The sequence below is a fragment of the Xenorhabdus sp. PR6a genome, from assembly GCF_028599065.1.
Classification (GTDB): Bacteria; Pseudomonadota; Gammaproteobacteria; order Enterobacterales; family Enterobacteriaceae; genus Xenorhabdus; species Xenorhabdus doucetiae.
In genome coordinates, this window is sequence record NZ_JAQRFJ010000001.1 from 99,896 (window position 1) to 123,138 (window position 23,243).

At 46.7% G+C, this 23,243-nt stretch carries 18 protein-coding genes and 1 pseudogene; 13 read left to right on the forward strand and 6 right to left on the reverse strand.

The window, feature by feature from the left end:
• Positions 1–125 precede the first annotated feature (125 nt).
• The 4 genes and pseudogenes from thiB to PSI15_RS00470 all read left to right on the forward strand — a co-directional run.
• Positions 126–1,145, forward strand: a complete 1,020-nt coding sequence (gene thiB, locus PSI15_RS00455) for a thiamine ABC transporter substrate binding subunit (RefSeq protein WP_273581833.1) — start codon at positions 126–128, stop codon at positions 1,143–1,145.
• Positions 1,121–2,725 (forward strand): thiamine/thiamine pyrophosphate ABC transporter permease ThiP, encoded by a 1,605-nt coding sequence (thiP, locus tag PSI15_RS00460; protein WP_273581834.1) that lies wholly within the window; start codon positions 1,121–1,123, stop codon positions 2,723–2,725. Before thiB ends, thiP begins: the two co-directional genes overlap by 25 nt.
• Positions 2,718–3,413, forward strand: coding sequence for a thiamine ABC transporter ATP-binding protein ThiQ (thiQ, locus tag PSI15_RS00465; protein WP_273581835.1), 696 nt, complete (start codon positions 2,718–2,720; stop codon positions 3,411–3,413). The genes thiP and thiQ overlap by 8 nt, the downstream gene beginning before the upstream one ends.
• A gap of 88 nt (positions 3,414–3,501) precedes the next feature.
• Positions 3,502–3,632: pseudogene (locus PSI15_RS00470) on the forward strand (hypothetical protein); the annotation flags it as partial.
• 35 nt (positions 3,633–3,667) lie between these two features.
• Here the strand turns inward: PSI15_RS00470 and PSI15_RS00475 are convergent.
• Genes PSI15_RS00475 through PSI15_RS18455 form a run of 3 tightly spaced genes read right to left on the reverse strand, consistent with a single transcriptional unit; the run spans position 3,668 to position 6,342 of the window.
• Positions 3,668–4,558, reverse strand: a complete 891-nt coding sequence (locus PSI15_RS00475) for a hypothetical protein (RefSeq protein WP_273581836.1) — start codon at positions 4,556–4,558, stop codon at positions 3,668–3,670.
• A 27-nt stretch (positions 4,559–4,585) separates the two neighbouring features.
• On the reverse strand, positions 4,586–5,947 hold the full coding sequence (locus PSI15_RS00480) for an ArnT family glycosyltransferase (RefSeq protein ID WP_337928430.1): 1,362 nt from the start codon (positions 5,945–5,947) through the stop codon (positions 4,586–4,588).
• A gap of 8 nt (positions 5,948–5,955) precedes the next feature.
• Positions 5,956–6,342, reverse strand: a complete 387-nt coding sequence (locus PSI15_RS18455; protein WP_337928431.1) for an ArnT family glycosyltransferase — start codon at positions 6,340–6,342, stop codon at positions 5,956–5,958.
• A gap of 414 nt (positions 6,343–6,756) precedes the next feature.
• Here PSI15_RS18455 and PSI15_RS00485 point away from each other — a divergent pair, with 414 nt between their 5' ends.
• The 3 genes from PSI15_RS00485 to rluA all read left to right on the forward strand — a co-directional run bounded on the left by PSI15_RS00485 (position 6,757) and on the right by rluA (position 13,062).
• Complete coding sequence (locus tag PSI15_RS00485; RefSeq protein WP_443256050.1) at positions 6,757–9,099, forward strand: DNA polymerase II; 2,343 nt, start codon at positions 6,757–6,759, stop codon at positions 9,097–9,099.
• Positions 9,100–9,289: 190 nt separating this feature from the next.
• The gene (rapA, locus tag PSI15_RS00490) at positions 9,290–12,199 is read left to right on the forward strand and encodes an RNA polymerase-associated protein RapA (RefSeq protein WP_273581838.1); all 2,910 of its coding nucleotides are present in this window, start codon (positions 9,290–9,292) and stop codon (positions 12,197–12,199) included.
• Positions 12,200–12,408: 209 nt separating this feature from the next.
• A complete protein-coding gene (gene rluA, locus PSI15_RS00495; RefSeq protein ID WP_273581839.1) occupies positions 12,409–13,062 on the forward strand; it encodes a bifunctional tRNA pseudouridine(32) synthase/23S rRNA pseudouridine(746) synthase RluA in 654 nt (217 codons plus the stop codon).
• Positions 13,063–13,094: 32 nt separating this feature from the next.
• Here the strand turns inward: rluA and djlA are convergent, their stop codons facing one another.
• Entirely contained in the window at positions 13,095–13,919 is an 825-nt protein-coding gene (gene djlA, locus PSI15_RS00500) for a co-chaperone DjlA (protein ID WP_273581868.1), read from the reverse strand.
• A gap of 182 nt (positions 13,920–14,101) precedes the next feature.
• Between djlA and lptD the strand changes: the two genes are divergently transcribed.
• The 6 genes from lptD to apaH all read left to right on the forward strand — a co-directional run bounded on the left by lptD (position 14,102) and on the right by apaH (position 20,866).
• Positions 14,102–16,459, forward strand: coding sequence for an LPS assembly protein LptD (gene lptD / locus PSI15_RS00505; RefSeq protein WP_273581840.1), 2,358 nt, complete (start codon positions 14,102–14,104; stop codon positions 16,457–16,459).
• A gap of 64 nt (positions 16,460–16,523) precedes the next feature.
• On the forward strand, positions 16,524–17,825 hold the full coding sequence (gene surA, locus PSI15_RS00510) for a peptidylprolyl isomerase SurA (protein WP_273581841.1): 1,302 nt from the start codon (positions 16,524–16,526) through the stop codon (positions 17,823–17,825).
• A gap of 5 nt (positions 17,826–17,830) precedes the next feature.
• Positions 17,831–18,820: a 4-hydroxythreonine-4-phosphate dehydrogenase PdxA gene (pdxA, locus tag PSI15_RS00515; RefSeq protein WP_273581842.1), complete on the forward strand. Its 990-nt coding sequence runs from the start codon at positions 17,831–17,833 to the stop codon at positions 18,818–18,820.
• Positions 18,813–19,628: a 16S rRNA (adenine(1518)-N(6)/adenine(1519)-N(6))-dimethyltransferase RsmA gene (gene rsmA, locus PSI15_RS00520; protein WP_273581843.1), complete on the forward strand. Its 816-nt coding sequence runs from the start codon at positions 18,813–18,815 to the stop codon at positions 19,626–19,628. The genes pdxA and rsmA overlap by 8 nt, the downstream gene beginning before the upstream one ends.
• Before the next feature lie 36 nt (positions 19,629–19,664).
• Positions 19,665–20,042 carry a Co2+/Mg2+ efflux protein ApaG gene (gene apaG / locus PSI15_RS00525; RefSeq protein ID WP_045972618.1) on the forward strand — a complete coding sequence of 126 codons (378 nt, stop codon included), beginning with the start codon at positions 19,665–19,667 and terminating at the stop codon, positions 20,040–20,042.
• 5 nt (positions 20,043–20,047) lie between these two features.
• The gene (gene apaH, locus PSI15_RS00530; RefSeq protein ID WP_273581844.1) at positions 20,048–20,866 is read left to right on the forward strand and encodes a bis(5'-nucleosyl)-tetraphosphatase (symmetrical) ApaH; all 819 of its coding nucleotides are present in this window, start codon (positions 20,048–20,050) and stop codon (positions 20,864–20,866) included.
• 67 nt (positions 20,867–20,933) lie between these two features.
• Here the strand turns inward: apaH and folA are convergent, their stop codons facing one another.
• Complete coding sequence (gene folA, locus PSI15_RS00535) at positions 20,934–21,416, reverse strand: type 3 dihydrofolate reductase (protein ID WP_273581869.1); 483 nt, start codon at positions 21,414–21,416, stop codon at positions 20,934–20,936.
• Positions 21,417–21,644: 228 nt separating this feature from the next.
• Positions 21,645–23,066 carry a cell division protein FtsP gene (gene ftsP, locus PSI15_RS00540; protein ID WP_273581845.1) on the reverse strand — a complete coding sequence of 474 codons (1,422 nt, stop codon included), beginning with the start codon at positions 23,064–23,066 and terminating at the stop codon, positions 21,645–21,647.
• Positions 23,067–23,243 lie beyond the last annotated feature (177 nt).

Below are 23,243 nucleotides of genomic sequence, written 5' to 3' on the forward strand. Positions count from 1 at the left end.
TAGCACCTTCTCAGATCCTTTTCTGTCTACTACTGACAAACATTAATTATTAATGTTTATAACCATCAATATTATTAACTATTGATGTTGCAACCGTTAATCCGTTGCAACGACAGGAGAGCAAAGTGTTTAAGAAATTATTTTCCCGTTTTATGACTATCGCTATCGGTCTGCTGTCTATTTCTGCCAGTCTCTTTGCTCAGACAGCTCAGGCGAAACCAACACTGACCGTTTACACTTATGATTCCTTTGCCTCTGAATGGGGGCCGGGGCCTGCCATCAAAAAAGCCTTCGAAGCAGAATGTGGTTGTGAACTGAAACTGGTTGCGCTGGAAGACGGGGTATCTTTGCTGAACCGTTTGCGGATGGAAGGCAAAAAAACACCAGCGGATATTATACTGGGGTTAGATAACAATCTGATCCAAGCCGCCCAACATACAGGGTTATTCACACCGAGTCACGTTGATACCTCAAAACTGACATTACCCATCACATGGAACAATACGACATTTATTCCGTATGATTACGGTTATTTTGCCTTTATTTACAACAAAAACACCCTGCCTCATCCACCAAAAAGTATGGATGAATTAATCAATAGCCGCCAGAATTGGAAAATTATTTATCAAGATCCGCGCACCAGCACGCCGGGACTGGGGTTACTGCTCTGGATGCAGGAGCTTTATGGCGACAAGGCCGCACAGGAGTGGCAGAAAGTAGCCAAAAAGACACTCACCGTCACTAAGGGCTGGAGTGAAGCCTATGGCCTGTTTCTGAAAGGTGAAGGGGATATGGTACTGAGCTATACCACGTCACCCGGCTATCACATTATGTCAGAGAAAAAAGATAATTATGCCGCTGCCCTTTTCAAGGAAGGACACTACTTGCAGATTGAAGTGGCGGCTCAGGTAGCCTCCAGCAAACAGCCGGAACTGGCGCAGAAGTTCATGAAATTCATGATCTCGCCGACATTCCAGCAAGCCCTGCCAACCACGCAATGGATGTATCCCGTCATTGATATTCCTTTGCCGGATGTTTTCAGGCAACTTCCTGTTCCTGAGAAATCGCTGCAATTTAACGCAGATGATGTGGCAAAATACCGTACAAAATGGATCCGTACATGGCAAAGCGCTGTCAGCCGTTAATCGCGGGTTGGTTATTGCCGGGGGTCGTTGCCTCCGGCCTGTTGGTGATTGTTGCCCTGTCAGCATTCGGGACGCTGTGGTTCAATGCGCCGGAAAACCATTGGCAGACGTTCTTGAGTGACAGCTATCTCTGGCATGTCATTCGATTCACGTTCTGGCAGGCATTTCTTTCTGCCGTCTTCTCGGTCACACCGGCGATTTTTCTGGCACGGGCACTTTACCGACGCCATTTTCCCGGAAAAAGGTTATTTCTGCGCTTATGCGCCATGACGCTGATTCTGCCTGTTCTGGTGGCGCTGTTCGGGCTTCTCACCGTGTATGGTCAGACCGGCTGGCTGGCCAATCTTTGCCAATGGCTGGGCATGGAATATCGGTTTACACCTTACGGGCTGCAAGGCATTTTGCTGGCACATATTTTCTTTAATATGCCGATGGCAACACGGTTATTGCTGCAATCTCTGGAAAATATTGCCATTGAGCAGCGGCAACTTGCCGCCCAGCTTGGTATGAATGAATGGCAGCATTTTCGTTTTATCGAATGGCCTTATCTGCGCCGCCAAATTTTACCGACCGGTGCCCTGATTTTCATGCTGTGCTTTGCCAGTTTTGCTACCGTGCTTGCACTGGGTGGTGGCCCTGCCGCAACCACGATCGAACTGGCGATTTATCAGGCGCTCAGTTACGACTACGATCTGGGTCACGCCGCCCTGCTTGCCTTGATCCAACTTTTTTGCTGCCTCGGTCTGGTACTTCTCAGCCAAAAACTTAAAGGGGCACTTTCCGTGGGTTACGGGCATCAACAACAGTGGCGTAATCCACAGGATTCATGGCTGAGAAAATTATCTGATGGTTTACTGATTGGCGTCGCGTTACTGCTGTTGCTTCCCCCTTTATTGGCAGTCATCGTTGATGGCCTGAACCGTGATATTGTTGTTGTCTTAAGCCAACCAGCTTTATGGCAAGCCCTGAAAACCTCCATTATCATTGCGTTGGGTGCGGGATTATTGTGTGTCATCCTGACCATGATGCTGCTCTGGAGCAGCCGCGAATTACGTTTACGTCATTCCCCCCGCTGGGGACAGGTAATGGAAACCAGCGGATTGTTGATCCTTGCCATGCCGGGCATTGTGCTTGCGACCGGCTTTTTTCTCCTGCTGAACACCACTATTGGCCTACCCCAATCACCTTACGGGTTGATTATTCTGACCAACGCCTTGATGGCGATCCCCTACGCGCTAAAAGTATTGGAAAATCCCATGCGTGATTTGGCCGTGCGTTACAACCCCTTATGCCATTCCCTCAATATTCAGGGAATTCATCGTTTGTGTTGGATCGAATTTAAGGCATTAAAAATGTCCTTGGCACAAGCACTGGCTTTCGCCTGTGTATTATCGATTGGCGATTTTGGTGTGGTCGCGTTATTTGGCAATGAAGATTTCCGCACCCTGCCTTATTACCTTTATCAACAAATTGGAGCCTATCGCAGTCAGGATGGTGCCGTGACCGCATTCCTGCTGCTGCTACTGTGTTTTATATTATTCACTGTGATTGAACGCCTGCCGAGCCGACGCCATGATTAAACTTGAAAATGTCACTTACATTTATGAACACCTTGCCATGTATTTTAATGTCAGCGTAAAGGCCGGAGAGCGCATTGCCATCCTCGGCCCAAGCGGGGCGGGTAAAAGCACATTGTTAAGTTTAATGGCCGGTTTCCAGTTTCCAGAACAAGGTAATATCTGGCTGGATGGCGAAAATCATACGGATACCCCACCTTCCAGACGCCCTGTTTCGATGCTGTTTCAGGAAAATAACCTGTTTTCCCATCTGACCATTGCGCAAAATATTGGTTTGGGATTGCACCCTGGATTGCGGTTAAGCACCGGGCAAAAGAAAACGCTGCAACAGATTGCCGCTCAAGTGTCACTGGAGGCGTGTTTATCTCGCCTGCCGGCTCAACTTTCTGGCGGGCAGCGCCAACGGGCGGCACTGGCGCGTTGCTTAGTCCGCCACCAGCCGATTTTATTGCTGGATGAACCCTTTTCGGCACTTGATCCCGCTTTGCGTAATGAAATGCTGGAATTGCTCGATCAGATATGCAATGAGCGACAAATGACTTTACTGATGGTGTCTCACAATCTTCACGATGCCGCGAAAATCGCCCCGCGTTCCCTGCTGATTGTGGATGGAAAAATTCATTATGATGGAGAAACGAAGAAGCTGGTGAATGGCGAGGTGGATGAGGCGGGGGTTTTGGGGATAGGTTGATGTGATTTGTCTTGCAAATCTGTCTTAAATCCTTTTAAGACGCTGGAAGTGTCTCACCATGAGTCGGGCATGGCAGAAAGCTATTCCTTGTATTCTGATATCATATGATGAATATCAATCCTCAGGAGAAACAGCTTACTTTTGCGTTCTCCTGCTAATGCTCGTCATTTAATGGATTCAATCGATTTTCTTGGACTTGCTTTATTTGGTTGGTTTTGAAAGTAACAGAAAATCAGTTAGACTGAATGCTCTTTTTAATATGCTATCTTCGTTTCGATAGCGTAACTATAATCTTCTGGATATATGTCAAATACTTCTTTCCATTCCACATCAGGAGCGATCGACGTGACGTCATTTCCTGATAATAATAATTGTGTTGTCAAATGGGGATAGTGCTTGCAATACATATCCCATGACGTGGCATATTTCTTTCGCACTGATCCTGTGTAATTATCATTTTTTGACCCGATATACATGTTATTAACATGTTCTATTTCGGGTAATATAAACCACTTTAAATTCGTACTCTCGATTAATTCAGAAGGTATCGGAAAACCACATGAACCATACATTTCAATGTCATCTAAGCATTGAGTGACATAAACAAAGTCGTAATTTTCATTAAATTCTCGATATTTAAATATTTCACAATGGTGAGATATTTTTTTATCTATAAATAACCCGATAGCTTTCAATTCCTTTTCGGAATGATAAGCATCAATCAATGCGTTTCCGTAAAAACATGGTGTGCCATTTATTTCGTAGTGAGTGAAATCGCCATACGTAATGATTGCGCGAAAATAAACTTCTCTTTTCATGAGCCTATACATAAGATCTCTTACAAACTCACACATAAACATAATTAGATACCTAGCATCTTCTGGGGTATCTCCGCCATCTACGTTGTAGACAACAATTGTGTCAGAAAAAACAATAACCTTAAATATATCATGGTTATGAACATTTAGGCTAGCAATGACTTCATACAAATCATCAATCTTTTCACTTCCTTGTCTTACTAATTCAGTAAAACCAAGTATATCTAAATAGAGAAAGAATCTTTCGTTCATAAGCATCCTGAGGAACTGATAATTGAAGGGAAGGCGCTGCACCTGCGTATTAAAGGCTTTTCCGCCTTCCTCCATAATTTTTGCTGACAGATCGAGCAATGGCTAATACAAACACATCAGGCAGTGGCCATTTAATCGGCCACTCATCTCATGCTTTCTATTAAAAGAACTTTTATCACCCAACCCAATCTTCTTATAAACCACTAAATTCTCACGATCCCGGTGTGCCCGGTGCCCATGCCAAAATAACTCCATCCCTTCAGGCGCTGGTGCTATCTCTTCGGACAAGATAATCAACCAATCACATTTTTCAGGCGCTTCAAACGTATTCTGTTGTTGATGCAGGACATGAGCAAAATAATAAAGCATCGGCGCTTCGGATTCGCCAATATTGTACGATGCCATGCAGTGGTGATCTTGATATACCCCCGCCAGCGTCTGTTTTAAATCAAGAAACGTTTCTTTATACCCTTTGGTGTAATCAATCCAGCCAACAAATAACGTAAAGACTAATCCCCAGACTGTAGCAATCCCCAAAACCCAATTTTGGGCAGCGCGTAAGGCCGGCGATTTAGCAAGGAGCCAGCTTTTCGCTATCCATATCGCCGTGATCAAGGCAGCAATAGCCACAATCAATCCCGAGAAATTCATCTGATAACTCATTGGCAACCATCGGCTAAACGGCATTAACCAATGTTTATAATCAGTGGAAAGGGATAAAAAATAACAAATCCATAAAAAGATAATTATCCCAGACCAAAATAGGGAAGAAAATATGGTGAAATATTTATAGATGATCTTAGGCAGTTTAATAAAGCTCTCTGTCGCCAAGATTGCCATTGGGGCAATAAAAGGCAGTAAATATAATGCACGGCCAGAGGCCGAGATTTGCAATAACACCACACCTAATACAACAAAGGCAGCACAAAGGAAATAATGTTCGTCTGACAGAATTTTAATTGGGTTCATCAAGATAAAGATAAAAGCCAATATTCCCGCTGGCAAGGCAAACAACAGGACGGCCTCAGGGATCATAGTCGGATTTCCCCTTGCGCCGAGATCTTCAACCGAAAAACCGAAAAAGCGACCAATATTGTTATCCCAAAGCCAGATTTTAAATAAATCAGGATGTTCAATAAATAACATCACTGGCCACGGCAGGATGAAAACCAGTGCAATAATTCCTGATAATAACGCACTGAGCCAATATTGTTTGGTTCGGCACTGTTTCAGGAAAACGGGTGCCAGAATAAGACAAATCCATAACAACCCAGGAATAAATACCCCTTTTGATAAGAGTGTTACCGCCGTACCCATGGTCAACCACAAACAGGAATAAGCTGTTTTTTCGTTTTTGATTAATCCCAGTAAGCCATATAACCCGATCGTTGTGCCGGCCATCAATGAGGTATCAGTAAACATATCGTGGCTATGGCGAACCAAGCCGGGCGCACTGGCATACAAAGCAAAAGCTATCCATATTCGGCTGTCCGTAAAGTTTTTGATATCAATACACGACGAGCTAATAGAATAAAAAAGGAGAAATTGGTCACTGAAAAAAATAAAGAGGCTGTTCTGGCTGCATCGTGCATTGGCAGCCAAGGCGATAGCAAATGAATAAATGACGTTGCTGTCCAATAATACAGGGGCGGCTTTTCCATAAAAGGTTGCCCCGCATTTATGGTGACCAACCAATTCCCGGTCTCATACATCGTGTGAATAATGCCAAAACTGTAATTTTCATCTTGTTTCCATGGTGTATGTCCATAAACACCGGGTAACAAATACAGCAGGATAAAAGCGAAAAATAAGAGTAAGGCTCTGATATCTGTTTGCGTCAGTTGATTGGGTTTATTCATCAATATTTACCAGATTCAATTAATTTTTTATTTTTTCAGTAAAAAACGTTGGAATGTCACCCAATTAATCATAGTAACAAAAGGTAAATAAAACAGCCTGTTTAAATCACATTTCAAAATGAAAAGATTACAAACATTCACTATTATGAAAACCTATTTAATTAGATGAGAAAAAATAAGTCATCTCTCTGATAATTTAAAGTAGTTAATATCTCTCTGGTAAAAATAAATTCATTATAAATACTCTTTTTATTAATTAATAAAATAATAAATCACAATAACTATAAAAACGTATTCCCCTGTCAAATTCCCAGCAAAAAACACTGTATAAATAACCATAATTAATGCTATGATTGAAATGGCCTCCGTGAAATGAAATAGGGTTTATTTCTCACAAGATAAAATATTATGCAGATAAATCACGTTGAACAAGGTTTTATCCTGACCCGCCATTGGAAAGAGACACCATTAGGTATCGAGTTGGTGTATTGGCTGGCGACGGAGGCGGGTGCACGCCGTATTACGATCCCGCACCAAAAAGCGGTGGCCTTTATTCCTCAACACGATCTGCCTAAAGTAACACCGTTGTTGGCACAAGAGCGGGGCTGCGAACTGAAAGCTTTGCCATTGAAAGATTTTAGTCGCCAACCGGTCTCTGCCTTATATTGCCTGCAATATCGCCAGTTACAACAACTGGAAAAAGTGTTTAAAGAGCAAGATATCCCGCTCTATGAAACCGATATTCGTCCCCCCGATAGGTTTATGATGGAGCGCTTTATTACTGCTCCCGTTTGGTTCAGCCAGAAACCCAACGGCAGTTATCAAATGAAACCTAATCCCGCTTATCGGCCACATTTGAAATGGGTGTCACTGGATATCGAAACCAGCCAACATGGGGAGCTGTATTCTATTGGCTTGGCCGGATGCGGTGAGAAAACGGTATTTATGTTGGGAGCAGCAAAGGATAACCGACAGGATCTCGATTTCAAACTGGAGTATGTTGCCAGTCGTCCGCTGATGCTGGAAAAACTCAATGAGTGGCTGGCTGATTATGATCCTGATGCCATTATTGGCTGGAATCTGGTTCAGTTCGATTTGCGGGTGTTGCAGCAACATGCTGAACGCTATCACGTGCCGTTAAAATTCGGGCGCAATCAGGCGGTACTCGAATGGCGGGAACATGGTTTTAAACCAGGGCACTTTTTCGCTTCGGCAGAAGGCCGTCTGATCATTGATGGCATTGATGCCCTGAAAACCGCCACGTGGAATTTTCCCTCTTTCAGTCTTGAGTACGTCGCGCGCGAACTGTTAGGGGAAGGGAAAGCCGTCGATAATCCTTATGATCGCATGGATGAGATCAATCGTCGCTTTCAAGAAGATAAGCCCGCCCTCGCCCGCTATAATTTGCAGGATTGCCTTCTGGTCAATCGTATTTTTGAAAAGACGGATTTGATGGCTTTCCTGTTGGAGCGCGCCACGGTAACAGGATTGGCGGTGGATCGCAGCGGAGGATCTGTCGCGGCATTCACCCATCTTTATCTGCCAAGAATGCACCGTATTGGTTATGTGGCTCCCGTTCTGCCAACGTATTTCGATGACAACAGTCCCGGTGGCTTCGTGATGGATTCGTTCCCCGGATTATACGATTCGGTGTTGGTGCTGGATTACAAAAGCCTCTATCCTTCGATTATTCGCACGTTTTTAATTGATCCGGTCGGGCTGGTTGAGGGTCTCGCCAACCCTGATAGCCAACAGGCCGTGCCCGGTTTTCGTCAGGCATTTTTCTCCCGCACACAGCACTGTTTGCCGGATATTGTCACCCAAATCTGGCATGAACGTGAAAAGGCCAAAAAGCAACAGAATGCGCCGCTTTCCCAAGCGCTGAAAATTATTATGAATGCGTTTTATGGTGTACTTGGCGCTTCCGGCTGCCATTTTTTTGATCCTCGCCTGACCTCATCCATTACGCTGCGTGGTCACAAAATCATGCACCAAACCCGTGAGTTAATCGAATCACAAGGCTATCAGGTGATTTATGGTGATACGGATTCCACTTTTGTCTGGCTAAAACAACCTCATTCCGAGGAGGAAGCCTGCCAAATCGGGCATTCCCTGACACAATTTGTCAACCAATGGTGGCGGGATCACCTTAAGGCTGAATTCAATCTTGAAAGTGTGCTGGAGCTGGAGTTTGAAACTCACTATCGGCGTTTCCTAATGCCAACGGTACGCGGCGCAGAGCAAGGCAGTAAAAAACGTTATGCCGGGTTAAGCGGTGATAAGGTGATTTTCAAGGGGCTGGAAACGGTCAGGAGTGACTGGACGCCGCTGGCACAAATATTCCAGAAAGAGCTGTATAGCCTGATTTTTCATCAACAACCGCATCAGCATTATATTCGGCAATATATCGCCAAAACACTGGCAGGTGAGTTTGATGATCGTCTGGTGTACCGTAAGCGATTACGCCGCAAGTTGTCTGATTATCAGCGTAATGTGCCGCCCCATGTGCGGGCAGCACGTTTGGCGGATGAATATAATCAACAGCATCATCGTCCGTTACAGTATCAAAATGGCGGTTGGATCAACTACGTCATGACCCAAGCAGGCCCTGAACCTTTAGAGAATCCAACCTCGGCGCCCGATTATGAACACTATATCAACAAGCAACTGAAACCGATTGCCGATGCCATCCTGCCATTTATTCAGGACGACTTTATGCCCCTGCTGACCGGGCAAATGAGCATCTCTTTCGAATAATGGCTATTTTTGCAGGTGACGGCTTGCCCGGCTTCAATTAACATAGCGCCCCTCCAATGGGCAACTGCACTTTTGTGATCCCGTTATCAAAACCTATAACAATCGATATCCAAAACAATCGATATCCAACAAAAGCAGCCATCCTGCAACCATAAATAATATTGTCTAACAGAAAACTGAGCCAAAATTTATGCCATTTACTCTTGGTCAACGCTGGATAAGCGATACAGAAAGCGAACTTGGATTAGGAACCGTCGTGGCGCTTGATGCGCGCATGGTGACGTTACTTTTCCCTGCCAGCGGAGAAAACCGCCTTTACGCACGCAATGACTCCCCCATCACCCGCGTTATGTTTAATGTGGACGATACCGTGACCAGTCACGAAGGCTGGAAACTCAAGATCAATGATGTCCAACTCGATAATGGCCTGTTGACCTATGTGGGTACGCGTCTGGATACGGAAGAAGAAAACATCTGCTTGCGGGAAGTTTTTCTGGATAGCAAGCTGACATTTAACAAGCCACAGGATCGCCTGTTTGCCGGTCAAATTGACCGCATGGATCGCTTTGCCTTGCGTTTTCGCGCCCGTAAACACCAAAGCGAGCAGTCCCGTCTGGCCGAAAGTGGGCTGCGCGGTATTCGTGCCAGTTTGATCCCTCATCAGCTACACATTGCCAATGAGGTAGGCAAGCGTCACGCACCGCGTGTATTACTGGCGGATGAAGTTGGTCTGGGCAAGACCATTGAAGCCGGTATGATTATCCATCAGCAATTGATGGCCGGGCGTGCCGAACGTGTGTTAATCATTGTGCCAGACAGCCTGCAACACCAGTGGCTGGTCGAAATGCTGCGCCGTTTCAATCTGCGTTTTTCCCTGTTTGATGATAGCCGGTACAGCGAAGCGCTGCATGACAGCGATAATCCGTTTGAAACTGAACAGTTGATTATCTGTTCGCTGGATTTTGTTCGCCGCAATAAGCAGCGTTTTGAACTGCTGCTGGAAGCCAGTTGGGATTTAATGGTGGTGGATGAAGCGCACCATCTGGCCTGGAGCGAAAATTCCCCCAGCCGCGAATATCATGCTATCGAACAATTGGCAGAGCAAATTCCGTCGGTCTTACTGTTAACGGCAACCCCAGAGCAGTTGGGGCAAGAGAGTCACTTTGCCCGCTTGCGCCTGCTGGACCCGAATCGTTTCCACGATTATCAGGCGTTCATTGATGAGCAACAGAAATACCGCCCGGTCGCGGATGCGGTGACATTACTGTTGTCCAGTGAATCCCTGAATAATGACCAGCAAAATGTCATCGTCGAATTGATCAGCGAGCAGGATATTGAACCGCTGCTGAAAGCCGCCAACAGTCATCAGGATGAAGAGAGCGAAAACGCGCGCCGCGAACTGATCACCATGTTGATGGATCGCCACGGCACCAGCCGACTGCTGTTCCGTAATACCCGTGGTGGTGTGAAAGGCTTTCCGCATCGTGAATTGCACGAGATCAAATTACCTTTGCCGGCTCAATATCAGACGGCGATCAAGGTTTCTGAAATCATGGGTGCCAAAAAGTCGGTGGAGGCTCGCGCCAAAGATATGCTCTATCCTGAACGGATCTATCAGGAATTCGAAGGGGAAAACGCCACCTGGTGGAATTTCGATCCCCGCGTAGAATGGCTGATGGGTTTCTTGATGGCAAATCGCGACGAAAAAGTGCTGGTGATCTGTGCCAAAGCAGAAACGGCGCTGCAACTGGAGCAAGTGTTGCGTGAACGCGAAGGCATCCGCAGTGCGGTGTTCCACGAAGGCCTGTCCTTGCTGGAACGTGACCGTGCCGCCGCTTACTTTGCTTCCCAAGAAGAGGGCGCGCAAGTGCTGCTCTGTTCTGAAATTGGCTCAGAAGGGCGTAACTTCCAGTTTGCCAATCAGCTTGTCATGTTTGATTTACCCTTCAATCCTGATTTGCTGGAACAACGTATCGGTCGTCTGGATCGTATCGGCCAAAACCGCGATATCAAAATCAGTGTGCCTTATCTGGAAAATACGGCGCAATCCATTCTCCTGCGCTGGTATCACGAAGGTCTGGACGCTTTTGAGCACACCTGTCCAACCGGCCGTTCCATCTATGACAAGTATTATGAAACGCTGGTGAATTTCCTCGCCAAGCCAAATGAGCAAACGGGCTTCAATGAATTTATTGCACAATGTCGCGAGCATCATGAGAAGCTGAAACAGCAACTGGAACAGGGGCGTGACCGTCTGCTGGAGATGAACTCCAACGGCGGCGAGCAAGGCCAGAAACTGGCAGAGAAAATTGCGGCGCAGGATAAAGATACCGATCTGGTGAATTTTGCCCTGAATCTGTTTGATATCATCGGCATCAATCAGGAAGATCGCTGCGACAATATTATTGCCCTGCATCCCTCCGATCATATGCTGGTGCCGGATTTCCCCGGCTTACCTCAAGATGGCTGCTCGATTACGTTTGACCGTGAAAAAGCCCTGTCCCGCGAAGATACTCAGTTCCTGAGCTGGGAACACCCCATCATTCGCAACGGGCTGGATTTAATCCTGTCAGGCGATACCGGCAGTTGTGCGGTTTCCATCCTGAAAAACAAGGCACTGCCGGTCGGTACGCTGTTAGTTGAGTTGATTTACGTTGTGGAAGCCCAGGCGCCGAAGCACCTGCAATTGACCCGTTTCTTGCCGCCAACACCTGTGCGCCTCCTGCTGGATCTGAAAGGCACCAATCTGGCGCCTCAGGTTGAGTTTGAAAGCTTCAACCGTCAGCTCAATGCCATCAACCGCCATAACGCCAGCAAGCTGGTGAATGCAGTACAGAAAGAGGTTCATGCGATTTTGCAACAATCTGAACCGCTGGTTGAAGCACAAGCACATGGGTTGATCGCGAAGGCGAAGAAAGAAGCGGATGAAGCGCTGTTGACCGAATTGTCACGCATGGAAGCCCTGAAAGCGGTTAACCCGAATATCCGTGATGATGAGCTGGAGGCGATTAGATCTGAGCATAAACATCTGCTGCTCAATCTTGATCAGGCCAACTGGCGTCTGGATGCGATTCGTTTGGTGGTGGTTTCTCATCAGTAAGAAAACAAAGGCGATTGGTTAACGGTAAACTCAGGGGTATTTTCGACAACATGCCCCTGAGTTTTATCTCACATGCGTTTTATCTCACATATGTTTTATCTCACATAGTCAGCCATATCCTGATAGAATGCGCCCCGTCATTTTTTCGACCCGATTATTTCCCAACTCGATTATTTTCCAAACCCATTTTTCGACCCATTGGAGCCACTATGCTGGAGTCTTATCTTCCCCCGACCGATCCTTGGTTACATGTGTTGTATCAAGATGAGCACATTATGGTTGTCAATAAACCCAGTGGCTTACTTTCTGTGCCGGGGAGAGCAGAGGAGCACAAGGACAGTATTATGACGCGGATACAAGCGGAATTTCCCTGCGCCGAATCCGTCCATCGATTGGATATGGCGACCAGCGGGATTATGGTTGTCGCACTGACTAAGGCCGCCGAGCGTGAGTTAAAACGGCAGTTCCGTGAGCGTGAACCGAAAAAAGTCTATATCGCGCGGGTATGGGGAAAGATGGTGCAGGAAAAAGGAAGGGTGGATCTGCCCTTAATCTGCGACTGGCCAAATCGCCCGAAACAAAAAGTCTGTTTTGAAACGGGCAAGTCAGCACAAACTGAATATCAGGTTCTGGAATATGAAGCGCAGGCAACGCGGGTCCGGCTGGCGCCGATCACTGGGCGTTCTCATCAGCTTCGCGTACATATGCTGGCACTTGGCCATCCTATTTTGGGGGATAAGTTCTACGCTCACACGTCAGCAAGAGAACGGGCATCTCGCCTGCAATTACATGCTCAAGAGCTATTTATCACCCACCCCGCTTATGGCACGCCAATGCATTTTGAGTGCAAAGCTGATTTTTAACAAATACTTTAACAAATACACAGCGACAAGCGTTATTTAAAACCTTTCTCTTTTTTGATCAAATCATAGGCGGCCTGGATAGACTGCGCTTTTTGTTTCGCCAGTTCCATCATCTCTGGTGGTAAACCTTTTGCCACCAGCTTATCGGGATGATGCTCACTCATCAGTTTTCGATAAGCGCGTTTAATGGTTGTGGCATCATCCTGTTCCTTGACACCCAGTACCTTACAGGCATCTTCCAGTGTCGCACGCTGCGGTCTGTGGCCGTGATAATGTCCATGCTGCTGGTATTGCCCACCATATTGGTGCCCCTCGAAATGGCGCCCCCCTTCCATCATGGCAAGAAATTGCTCAAATTGAAGGCGGGAAATCCCTAATTCTTCCGCGATAACAAACAGTACCTTTCTTTCATTGGGATGCAGTTCACCATCTGCAAATGCGGCTTGTAGCTGAATTTCCAGAAACATGCGGATCAGGTCAAAACGACCAAAACAAGCACGGCGTAATTGTCGCAAGGTTTCACGCAAGGGAAATTGAGGCTGCTTGCCTTCACGGAATGCCTGCTGTGCAGAAAGCCGGGCTTCACCATGCAGTTGCATTCTGTTCATCAGTTGGCTGGCCAGTTGGATATCCGTTTCGGTTACCCGCCCTTTTGCTTTGGTCAGGTGCCCCAATACCTGAAAAGTACTGCGGAAAAACAGCGCCTGCCGGGTGGGGCCTTTAGGCGTTCTGCCCAATTTCTGCATCCTGATTTTGTCAAGCAGGTGACCCAGCAGCAAGCCAATCACGATCCCCCAAAAACCCGCACCCGACGCGATCCCAAATATCAATCCGAATAATTTTCCCCAATACTGCATATACTCTTCAATTCCCCAATGCCCTGAGCGCAATTTTGCATTATCATACTCTCCATTAAGCTCTGTGCCTAACAACAAGATTAGCAAAGTTAAACTTTATTCTGGCGCCTATCTCTCAACTACGTTAGTCTCTGAGCGTTTGCCGGCACGATGCCACTGATGACGGAACCGCATAAACATCTATGAATAAATGTTATCCTACCCTGCTGGCCACAATGGTATGGGCAGCACTTTACAGTCAGCAGGCACATGCTGACCTTGCAGCGCAATGTATGTTGGGTGTCCCTGTTTACGATAAGCCGATTATCACAGGCGATCCAAATAAGCTGCCGATTTATATTAAGTCCGATGATACTCACGGTGAATATCCCAATGCGGTTGAGTTTATTGGTAATGTTGATATCCAACAGGGCAATAAAACCCTGACAGCCGATAAAGTCCGGCTCGAACAGACACAAGCTAAAGAACCTGTCCGCACGGTAACCGCCGTCGGTAATGTCAGCTATGATGACCCTCAGATCATCTTGAAAGGGCCACGCGCGTGGGCCAATCTGAACAATAAAGATACCGACGTAGAACAAGGCAGATACCAGATGGTTGGCCGTCAAGGACGCGGTAGTGCAGATAAAATGATGCTGCGTGATGAAAATCGCTATACCATCTTGAATAACGGGATATTTACTTCCTGCCTGCCCGGTAATGATAGCTGGAGCGTTGTGGGTTCTGAGGTGATCCTTGACCGTGAAGAAGAAGTCGCTGAAATCTGGAATGCCCGCTTTCGCGTTGCCAATGTGCCGGTGTTTTACAGTCCCTATTTGCAATTGCCTATTGGAGACAAACGCCGTTCTGGTTTTTTGATCCCCAACGCCAGTTTTTCCAATAAAGACGGTTTCCAATTCCTGCTGCCCTATTACTGGAACATTGCCCCCAACTATGATGCCACCATTACCCCGCATCTCATCACGATGCGTGGTTTGAAGCTGGATAATGAGTTCCGTTATTTAACCCAAGCGGGTTCAGGTACAGTGGCTCTGGATTGGATTGGGCGCGACCGTCTGTATGAAGAGGACAAAAGGCTCAATATCAAGCCTGAGCGGGATAGTAACAGCCGTTGGTTGTTCTACTGGAATCACAGTGGCGTCATGAATCAGGTTTGGCGTTTTAGTGCTGATTATACCAAAGTCAGTGATCCAACCTATTTCAGTGACTTCACGTCACAATACGGTTCCAGTACTGATGGTTATGCCACCCAGAAATTCAGTATTGGCTATGCCCAGAAAAACTGGAATACCACATTGACCACCAAACAGTTCCAAATCTTTACCCCAAGTGAAAGCAGAAAAGCCTATCGTGCTGAACCTCAGTTGGATTTCAATTACTATAAAAATGCGCTAGGGCCATTTGATTTTCATACCTATGCCCAGATAGCGAAATTTACCAGTGTGGGTAATCAGTGGCCAAATGCAACCCGTTGGCATCTTGAACCTGCCATTAACTTACCGCTTTCTAATGGCTGGGCGAGCATCAATAATGAATTTAAATTGATGGCAACCCATTACGAGCAGGATCTTTCTGATACCATCAAAAAGAATTCGCAAACGGCTTCGTTGGAAAAGTCAGTAGACCGTGTTCTGCCCGTGTTTAAATCAGATGCGAAAATGGTGTTTGAGCGCAGCATGTATTTTAATCGGGACTATACCCAGACGCTGGAACCGCGCGCTCAATATCTCTATGTCCCTTATAAGAATCAAAATAACATTAACAACTTTGATTCTTCCCTGCTGCAATCGGACTATAACGGATTGTTCCGCGACCGCTTCTACAGTGGCTTGGATCGTATTTCGTCTGCCAATCAATTTACCACGGGGGTGACGACCCGCATTTATGATGAAGATTTGGTTGAACGTTTTAATCTGTCCGTAGGTCAAATTTACTACTTTGAACGTCCACGTACCGAAGATACTGATGCGGCTTTAGGCAGCAAAGATATCATAGGAAACAAAAAGGGGACGGGAACCACAACATGGGCTGGCGATGTTTACTGGAAAATCAATGATTCCTGGGGATTCAAAGGCGGATTGCAATATGATAATCGTCTGAGCAGCTTAACGATGGGGAATGCCGTCATGGAGTACCGCCGTGATGCTGACCGCATGTTGCAATTAAGCTATCGTTTTGTCGATAGAGATTATATTCAAGCCACTCTCGGACAATTACCCGCTTATCAGCAAGGGATTTCTCAAGTGGGCATGGTGGCAAGTTGGCCATTATCAGAGCGTTGGGCGTTTGTCGGGGCTTATTACTACGATACGAAAGAGAAACAGCCAGCCAGCCAGATGGTCGGCCTGCAATACAACACGTGTTGCTGGGCGGTTAATGTGGGTTATGAACGCAAGGTCACCGACTGGCGCTTCGATAGCAGCCAATATGACAATAAATGGTCATTCAATATTGAACTTCGTGGCTTAAGTAACAATCATAGTTTAGGCAGTCAGAAAATGTTGCAGCAAGGTATTCTTCCATACCAACGTGCATTCTGATACCGATAAACGCAATGTAAACAAAATAACCCTGCCAAGGCGGGATTGATATGATGGGAAATGTATGAAGAACTGGAAATCGCTCATTTTCGGATTGATGTTTTCAGTAAACTCTGTCGCAATGGCCGCGCCACAAGAGCTTAATAAGGTCGCTGCCGTTGTTAACAATGATGTCGTACTGGAAAGTGACGTCAACAGCCTTTTACAATCCGTTAAACTTAATGCAAAACAGGCAGGCCAGCAGATACCGGATGAGAAAGCATTGCGTCATCAGATCCTTGAGCGCTTGATTATGGATGACATTATTCTGCAAATGGCAGACCGAATGCAGATTACTATTCCTGATCAAGTCTTAGATTCTGCGATCACCAATATTGCAACTCAAAACCACTTGAGCCTTGCCCAGTTGAAACAAAATCTGGTCACAGATGGCATTAGCTTCGATACCTACCGTAATCAGATCCGCAAGGAAATGATGATTGCAGAAGTGCGTAACAATGAAGTCCGCCGTCGCGTCACTATCCTGCCACAGGAAGTTGATTCGCTGGCTAACCAAATCAGCAGCCAAAATAGTCAGGATTCTGAGTTAAATATTAGCCAGATCCTGATCCCCTTGCCGGAAAACCCAAGTCAGGAACAGGTAGAAAAAGCGGGAACCACGATCCAAAAAATCTTGTCTGAACTCAAGAATGGCGTGGATTTCGGCAAATTGGCGCTCACCTATTCCGGTGATAGCCAAGCCCTGAAAGGGGGCAATATGGGCTGGAACAAACTGCAAGAGTTGCCATCCCTGTTTGCTGCGCAGCTCCAATCTGCACAAAAGGGGCAGATTATTGGCCCAATCCGTTCCGGTGTGGGTTTTCACATTCTGAAAGTGAATGATATCCGTGGTGGTCAGATGCCCATTGCCGTCACCGAAGTGGAAGCCCGCCATATTCTGCTGAAAACATCCCCCATTCTGAACGACGAGCAGGCACGCAACGAGTTGATGCAGCTTAGAGAAGCGATCTTAAGTGGTAAAACGTCATTCGAAGAAGCCGCAAAAGAGCATTCTGAAGATCCCGGTTCAGCCATGCGTGGTGGAGAATTGGGTTGGAATTTGCCAAGTGCTTACGATCCTGCTTTCCGCGATGCGTTGATGAAATTGCAAAAAGGTGAGATCAGCCAGCCTGTTCACTCCGCTTTCGGTTGGCACTTAATTCAACTGCTAAATAGCCGCAAAGTCGATAAAACAGATGCGGCACAGAAAGATCGTGCTTATCGCCTGCTATTCAACCGCAAATTCAATGAAGAGGCACAAAGCTGGATGCAGGAATTACGGGCCTCCGCTTATGTGAAAATTTTAGACAGTCGCGATGCACAATAACAGTGATGCACAATAATAAACCCATTATCATTACCCCCGGCGAACCAGCCGGGGTTGGTCCTGATTTAGTCATTGCGCTTGCTCAAAAAGCGTGGCCAATACAACTGGTTGTTTGTGCCGACCCGGAGCTAATGCTCTCGCGAGCCAAGCAACTGAATTTACCCCTGCAACTACAAACTTACTCCCCTGAACACACTTCATCACAAGCTGCCGGCACTCTGACTATTCTGCCCGTTCCGTTGCAATCCCCGACGATTGCCGGGGAGTTAAACCGAAAAAACGGTACTTATGTCACGGAAACCTTGGCAAAAGCCTGCGATGGTTGCCTGAGTGGAGAGTTTTCAGCATTAGTGACCGGGCCTGTGCATAAGGGTGTCATTAATGATGCAGGCGTTCCTTTTACCGGGCATACTGAATTTTTTGCTGACCACAGCCAATGCTCAAGGGTGGTCATGATGTTGGCAACCGAAGAGCTGCGAGTTGCACTGGCAACAACGCACCTGCCAATTCTGGATGTCCCGAAAGCGATTACCTTTGATTCCCTGCGGGAAGTGATCACGATTCTTAATCATGATCTAAAAACGAAATTCGGTATCCCCCGTCCTCATATCTACGTTTGCGGCCTGAATCCTCATGCCGGTGAAGGAGGGCATATGGGGCATGAAGAAATCGATGTCATCATCCCCGCCTTAGACAGTCTGAGGGCAGAAGGCCTATGGCTGGAAGGTCCATTGCCTGCGGATACTCTGTTCCAGCCCAAATATTTAGATCATGCCGATGCCGTGCTTTCGATGTATCACGATCAAGGGCTACCCGTGTTAAAATACCAAGGTTTTGGCAGGGCAGTGAATATTACGCTGGGTCTGTCATTTATCCGAACTTCTGTCGATCATGGCACAGCACTGGAGCTGGCAGGGACAGGTCAAGCTGATGTGGGGAGTTTTATCACCGCATTGAATCTAGCAATTAAAATGATACAAAACAGTAATGAATAACAAAGTCCATCAAGGGCACCATGCCCGTAAACGTTTCGGGCAAAACTTTTTAACCGATCAATTTATCATTGATAGTATTGTCAATGCGATGAACCCACTGGTCGGCCAAGCCGTCGTGGAAATCGGCCCCGGTTTGGGAGCCTTGACTGAGCCAGTGGGCGAACGCATGGATAAAATGACGGTCGTCGAACTTGACCGCGATTTGGCGGCTCGCCTGCATGTTCATCCCAAACTGAAAGATAAGCTGACCATCATTCAGCAAGATGCAATGACAGTTGATTTTGGTCAGATCGCCAAACAGCACGGACAATCTCTGCGTGTATTTGGCAACCTGCCTTATAACATTTCTACCCCGTTGATGTTCCATCTTTTCAGCTATACTGATGCTATCGCTGATATGAACTTTATGTTACAAAAAGAAGTCGTGAATCGTCTGGTCGCGGGGCCTGGCAGTAAAGCCTACGGACGTTTAAGTGTCATGGCACAATACTACTGTCAGGTAATACCTATTCTTGAAGTACCGCCGACGGCATTTACACCTGCGCCGAAAGTGGATTCTGCCATTGTGCGTTTGATCCCACACAAGAGCATGCCTTATCCTGTTCAGAATATTCGCATGTTAGCCCAGATTACCACTCAGGCATTTAACCAACGGAGAAAAACGCTCCGCAATAGCCTTGGGAATATTTTTTCTACTGAACAGTTATCTGAACTGGGCGTTGATCCCGGTACGCGGGCTGAAAACATCTCTGTCGAGCAATACTGTAAGATGGCAAACTGGTTAGCATCTCAACCTAAAATGGCCTAAACCAATCAACAGAAGTTGCAGCAACAGGAGGCACCTATGCTCAATGAACCCAGAGTTTATATCCAAGTACAAAGTACTTATGTAGAAAGCCAATCACAGCCGGAACAACAACGTTTTGTGTTTGCTTATACAATATCAATTCGCAATCTTGGACATTCCCCTGTGCAACTTCTTAGCCGTTACTGGCGCATTACCAACAGTGATGGTCACCAAACCGAAATTCAGGGTGAAGGGGTTGTGGGAAAACAACCTTTGATCCCGCCGGGAACAGAATACCGCTACAGTAGTGGGGCGATTTTGGAAACCCCTCTGGGAACAATGGAAGGCCACTATGAAATGGTTGATCACGATGGCCGTTCGTTCCGTGTCGCCATTCCCGTGTTCCGGCTGGCTATTCCAACACTGATAAATTAATTATTATGGCGACATACCTTATTGGCGATATTCACGGTTGTTATCGTGAATTTCGCGCTTTGTTAGCACAAGTCGATTTTAATCCCAGCGAAGATACGCTATGGCTGACAGGCGATCTCGTCGCCCGTGGCCCGGATTCATTGGCTGTACTGCGCTATATCAAGCAACTCGGTTCCGCGGTGAGGCTCGTACTGGGCAATCACGATCTCCATCTGTTGGCGGTTTACGCCAAAATCAGTCGCAATAAAGCGAAAGATTTGCTGGCTGAATTACTCGCCGCACCGGATATTGATGAGTTGATAAATTGGTTGAGAAAACAGCCCGTGTTGCAAGTCGATGATGAACTGAAACTCGTCATGGCACATGCCGGGCTCACCCCACAATGGGATTTGGCAACCGCCAAAATATGCGCCCGTGAAGTGGAAGCTATTCTTCGCAGTGACAGTTATCCGTTGTTTCTCAACGAAATGTATGGGGATATGCCGAATAACTGGACGCCAGAGTTAAGCGGCCTTGCCCGGTTGCGTTACAGTACCAATGCCTTGACCCGCATGCGTTATTGCTTTCCAAACGGTCAATTGGATATGAGCTGTAAATCCAAACCGGAAAATGCCCCTGCCCCACTGAAACCGTGGTTCAAATTACCACGCCGCATTCCTGAAGATTATTCCATTGCCTTTGGTCACTGGGCTGCACTGGAAGGCCAGGGTACACCTGCTGGCATCTATGCGCTGGATACGGGATGTTGTTGGGGCGGGAAATTGACCCTGCTTCGTTGGGAGGATAAACAGTATTTCAGTCAGAATTCATTATTCACTAAGTGATAAACCTGAGACAGTATCTGGGCGATGACGCCGGAGTGCCTCAAGGCACTCCGCACGCAAGGTTAGCTCACTCTCGGCGTTCCAGAACTTCAAAACAATAGCTATGTGAATTGTGTTCATCTGCGTCGTGATATTCGGTAAACGTTGAATTCCACTCATCAGGCTCATAATCAGGGAAATGCGTGTCACCAATCACTTCCGCATCAATATGCGTCAAATACATACGGTGAGCCAGAGGAATAAACTGCTCATAAATTTTTCCTCCTCCCATTACCATCACTTCTTCAACATCGCCAACGGCGGCCAAAGCCGCTTCGATAGAGCTGACCCAAGTGACCCGATCATCACTGGCAGGTTGACTGCTGATCACGATATTCAGACGCCCCGGTAAAGGACGACCAATCGATTCATAAGTCACGCGCCCCATGACAACCGGCTTTCCGAGCGTATTGCGTTTAAACCAGGCTAAATCGCCCGGCAAAGCCCACGGCATGGCGTTTTCCATCCCAATAACTCGATCCATAGCCATCGCAGCAATCAAGCTGATAATCATTAAATCACCTTACAGCCAAGTAGTATGAAAGTTTGGGACACTATACGGAAAGGGTTACTCTCAGTCGATAAGATTAGTCACTTATTCCCACAAATAGTTAGTTTGCTCATAAATTGGCACTAAAATAACAACCTTATCCAACTTGACAGAATATTTACCTGATATTCACCTAAAATCCACCGAAAACAATGGTAGAATCGGGTTTAACCAGTAACAGATTTTCATTTAAGAACCGGCAGGATTAACCAGCAACTGCCCGGCTACGCCACGATCTGCCATTTCTAATATTTGGCTGTAATACATGAAAGAAAAATGCTCATAAGACGGCTGCATCATATTAACCAGTAATTCAGCCCGACTCTCAATCCAAACGGTATCTTTCCAGCCATAATCCTGTGGCTCTGGACGAGAGCCATTCAGACTGATGACCTTAAACCTTGCCCCTTCAATATGGAAAGGCTGCGGTATTGACGTTGTGACGATCCAACGCTCCCATGCGCCTTGCTGGCTTGTGATATCGATTCGATTCTCATTCAGCAGTGAGCCATTAATCCCTTGTGAATAGTTGCCTAAATCAATCTGACGACTTCGAATGGAGTCGTTGATCTGCGGATTATCAACGACAAGCTGAGCCGGTAATTGATCTGTCACCAAAGGCAGCAGCCCACTGGCTTTCAGGGTTAACACCGTGGTTGACAGCAGTTTGCTTGAAGATTCAAACAAGCCTTTCAGACGATCGATGACACCTGCGGATTCCCCCGCAGTAATAGTCACACTTTCCACTTGCGACATATCAATTAAGACTTCACGGCGCTCTCCCGGTGCGAGTGACAATAGCTGTACTGCCACGGGAGCTGGCAGCAGGCCTTGATCAGTCGCGATCATATAGAAAGGACGCCCATCACTGAGCTGTAATTGATATCGTCGGGCATTAGACGCATTCAATAAGCGTAACCTGACCCAACCTCTGGCAACTTCTACGAAAGGATTTTCGACGCCATTCACAACCAACGTGTCGCCAAGAAAACCTTGATTAGCCGACGGGTTATATTGCGGCACACCAAAATTATCTAACCGCTTATCTTGCAAAATAACCGGGAAATCATCGACACCATAATGTCTGGGCAAAGGCAGGCTGCGGCTGCTTTCGTCTTCCACCAACCACATACCTGCAAGGCCGGCATAAACATGCCGTGCCATTCGATTTGGGGTATTGGCGTGATACCAACAAGTCGTTGCTACTTGGTTTATCGGGATCACAGGCGACCAACTTTCCCCCGCCGACATCAAACGGGACGAACCGCCCATCAAAGTTCCCGGTACCAGTAACCCCCCGACTGTCATGGAAACCGGTTCAGACAACCGATTGCTATATATCAGTTTGACGTCTTCCCCCCGGCGAACCCGAATCGTTGGCCCTAAATAATGCCCGTTGATGCCCCAAACTTGAGCCTTATTATGGCCGTTAAACGACCAGGTGGCTTTTTGTATGGCTAAAAACAGGGGTTGCCCTCTTCGGGATTCCAGTAAGGGAGGGAGCGGCAATTTTGTTTGTTGATTTTTATTGGCCCGAACCACAAAAGGAAGCGCCCCTAAACACATTGCCAAACCAGAAGCCTGAATAAATTGGCGCCGACTCAGTGACATATTTTCTCCACAGAAGGAATAGTCTCTCTACGACAGAAATAAGTTTGAAACTCTCAGGTATACAATTCTCAGGTATACAATTCAAATAGTGACTGGGATGAATGCCCCCGATATTGTGGCTATCGGGATTTATTATTCTATCGATTGCGTTTAATAAAAACGTTAATTTATTAAACG